Here is a 2,864-nt window from a genome sequence, read left to right on the forward strand (position 1 = left end):
CCGAGAGCGGCGCCTACGGCGGCGGTCATCATCACCACGGCGGCGCCGACCCGGACGCCGTGCCCGCACCACTGTCGCTGATCGCGGCGGTGTGACCCGCGTGTCCGGCGCGTCAGCACCGCCCGTGTCGCCCGTGTCGCCCGGCCTGCCCGCCGGCGGCACGGGCGGCCTGCCGCTGCTGCGCCTGCTGCAGCTCGCGAGTCCGCAGTTGCCGGTCGGGGCGTTCGCGTGGTCGAGCGGGCTGGAGGGCGCGGTCGAGGCCGGCTGGGTTCAGGACGATGCCGGGCTCGGTGACTGGCTCGCCGGTCTGCTCGGCGGCCCCTGGGCACATCAGGACCTGCCGGCGCTTGCGCGCCTGCACGCGGCCTGGACGCTTGGTGATGCGGTCGCGGTCGCGCACTGGAACGACTGGCTGTCCGCGACCCGCGAAACCGCCGAACTGCGCGCCGAGGACCGCGCGCTCGGTCGCGCGCTGGCGCGGCTGCTGACCACGCTCGACCTGCCCGAGGCCGCCGCCTGGGCCGGTGCCGAGGCGCATACCGGCTACGCCACGATGTTCGCCCTCGCCGCCGCCCGCTGGGGCGTGCCGGTCGAGGCGACGCTGCAGGCGCTCGCCTGGGCCTGGATCGAGAATCAGGTGGTGGCCGCGACCCGGCTGATGCCGCTCGGCCAGAGCGCCGCCCAGCGCCGGCTGGCGGCGCTGATGCCCGACATCGAGGCGGCCGTCGCGCTTGCGCTCGCGCTCGAAGACGACGAACTCGGCTGCTCGGCCGCCGGCCTCGCGCTCGCGAGTTGCCGGCACGAAACCCAGTACACGCGGCTGTTCCGCTCCTGAGCCTGTCTCCCGGCGGTGGCGCTCACGGGTCGCAACGGCCCGGCTAAGCTGCCCCGCATCCTTCCCCGTTCCCCTGCGAGGACTCCCGCCTCATGAGCACGAAACCCACCCTGCGCGTCGGCATCGGCGGTCCGGTCGGCTCCGGCAAGACGGCGCTGACCGAGGCGCTCTGCAAGCGCATGCGCAGCCGCTACAACATGGCCGTGGTCACCAACGACATCTACACGTACGAGGATGCGCAGTTCCTGACCCGTGCCGGCGCGCTCGACCCCGAGCGCATCCTCGGCGTCGAGACCGGCGGCTGCCCGCACACGGCGATCCGCGAGGACGCCTCGGCCAACCTCGCCGCGGTCGATCAGCTCTGCACGCGCTTCCCCGGACTCGATCTGGTGCTGGTGGAATCGGGCGGCGACAACCTCTCGGCCACCTTCAGCCCCGAGCTTTCCGACCTGACGCTGTACGTGATCGATGTCGCCGCCGGCGACAAGATTCCGCGCAAGGGCGGTCCGGGCATCACGCGCTCGGATCTGCTGATCATCAACAAGATCGACCTCGCCCCGCACGTCGGCGCCTCGCTGGAAGTCATGGACCGCGATGCGAAGAAGATGCGCGGCGAGCGGCCGTTCGTGTTCACGAACATGAAGACCGGCGAGGGGCTGGAGGCCGTGATCGCGTTCATCGAGGAGAAGGGAATGCTGGATGTGGCGTTGCCGGCCTGAGGGCGCCTGCATTCAGCCGGCCTGACGGCTGCAGCCCGGCTTCCTTTGAGCAGAAGTCGGGCAGGGGACGCATTCATGCGCATGGGTGACGGCAATCGGCAATGGCGCGGTACGCATCCATGAGCGCACCGCAACCGGTCGATGCCGATCACCGGTCAGGGCATGATTTTTCTTGCCTTCCCTCTTTCCAGCCCCTCTCCCGCAAGGGGCGAGGGGCTGAAAAACGAAGCGTTCCGATGTGATCGGTATCAGATGCCCGGTGCTTCCAGCCTGAATTGTTCGTAGTTCATGGCAATGAACCGGTGCCATTTGTCCGGCACTTCCTCTATTGGAAAGATGGCTTCGACCGGACAGGCATCGACGCAAAGGCCACAGTCGATGCATTCCTCCGGCTGGATGAAAGACTGTGCGGCCGAGTCGTTGCGATGCTCGTAAATGCAGTCCACCGGGCAGACGTCCACGCAGGCGGTGTCCTTGCAGCCGATGCAGGGTTCGGCAATGATGTGCGTCATGTTCGGACTCCTTGAAATTCCTTGCAAAAATCAGAGGATGGCGGATCAGGTCGTCGGGAATTCGAGTCGCTTGATCATCCTTCCTTTTTCATAAAGCCTGCGCACGGCCGCCTGCAGTTGCTGGATTTCGAGATCGCTGAGTTCAACGGCAATCGCCTCGGCTTTCGCCATGGCATCGTCCTTGTCTGCACCCGTGACGACCCCGGGGATGCGGCGCCATTCGGTCTGGCGCGGATTGTTTTCCATGTAGTATTCGAGAGTCGCCCACGCGCTGCCGTCTTTTTCTTCGCCGAATTTGGCGACCACTTCAATTGCATCTTCACTGGCCATGTCTTTGCCTCCCTGAAGGTGTGGGATTTGTTGCGGTTGCGGTTGCGGTTGCAGACGGGCATGACCTGCGGGTGCTTGCCGCAATCGCTGCAATGCCGCGGTCAGCCCCCGCATGCATGTGGAATGCGGGGTTGAGGCTAGCAGCAGGTCATCGGATGGCCAAGCAATCGCGGGCAGAAACCGCAGTCGGGTGAGGGAAAGTTAATGTTGGCGGAGTTCGCGTGAAAGCCTCCGGCAAGCAGGGGTTTCGGGGTGTATCCGTCAAGCATTGCTGGTGATCCGTAACCGGAAGCCGGATTTCATGCGGGTTTCATTCGAATTTCATTTGAAATGGCGATGCCATTCATGTGGCATGGCCGGACAGGAATGCGTGGCGTCTGGCGAACGACGGGTAAGCAATCTGTCGTGGCGGTGCGTTCACGACGACAGGGGCATGCGGCCTGGCCGGCAGTACCCGAGTGGCACTGC

4 protein-coding genes are annotated in these 2,864 nt (G+C 66.0%); 2 read left to right on the forward strand and 2 right to left on the reverse strand.

From position 1 onward, the window contains the following. The first annotated feature begins 133 nt into the window (after nucleotides 1-133). Nucleotides 134-835, forward strand: a complete 702-nt coding sequence (locus tag PKE44_RS17670) for an urease accessory UreF family protein (RefSeq protein ID WP_324553888.1) — start codon at nucleotides 134-136, stop codon at nucleotides 833-835. A 92-nt stretch (nucleotides 836-927) separates the two neighbouring features. Next, on the forward strand, nucleotides 928-1,554 hold the full coding sequence (ureG, locus tag PKE44_RS17675) for an urease accessory protein UreG (protein WP_324553890.1): 627 nt from the start codon (nucleotides 928-930) through the stop codon (nucleotides 1,552-1,554). 248 nt (nucleotides 1,555-1,802) lie between these two features. Here the strand turns inward: ureG and PKE44_RS17680 are convergent, their stop codons facing one another. Further along, nucleotides 1,803-2,066, reverse strand: coding sequence for a 4Fe-4S binding protein (locus tag PKE44_RS17680; protein ID WP_324553892.1), 264 nt, complete (start codon nucleotides 2,064-2,066; stop codon nucleotides 1,803-1,805). Nucleotides 2,067-2,111: 45 nt separating this feature from the next. After that, nucleotides 2,112-2,396, reverse strand: coding sequence for a hypothetical protein (locus PKE44_RS17685; RefSeq protein ID WP_324553894.1), 285 nt, complete (start codon nucleotides 2,394-2,396; stop codon nucleotides 2,112-2,114). Nucleotides 2,397-2,864 lie beyond the last annotated feature (468 nt).

The sequence above is a fragment of the Plasticicumulans sp. genome, assembly GCF_035331805.1.
Taxonomy (GTDB): Bacteria; Pseudomonadota; Gammaproteobacteria; order Competibacterales; family Competibacteraceae; genus Plasticicumulans.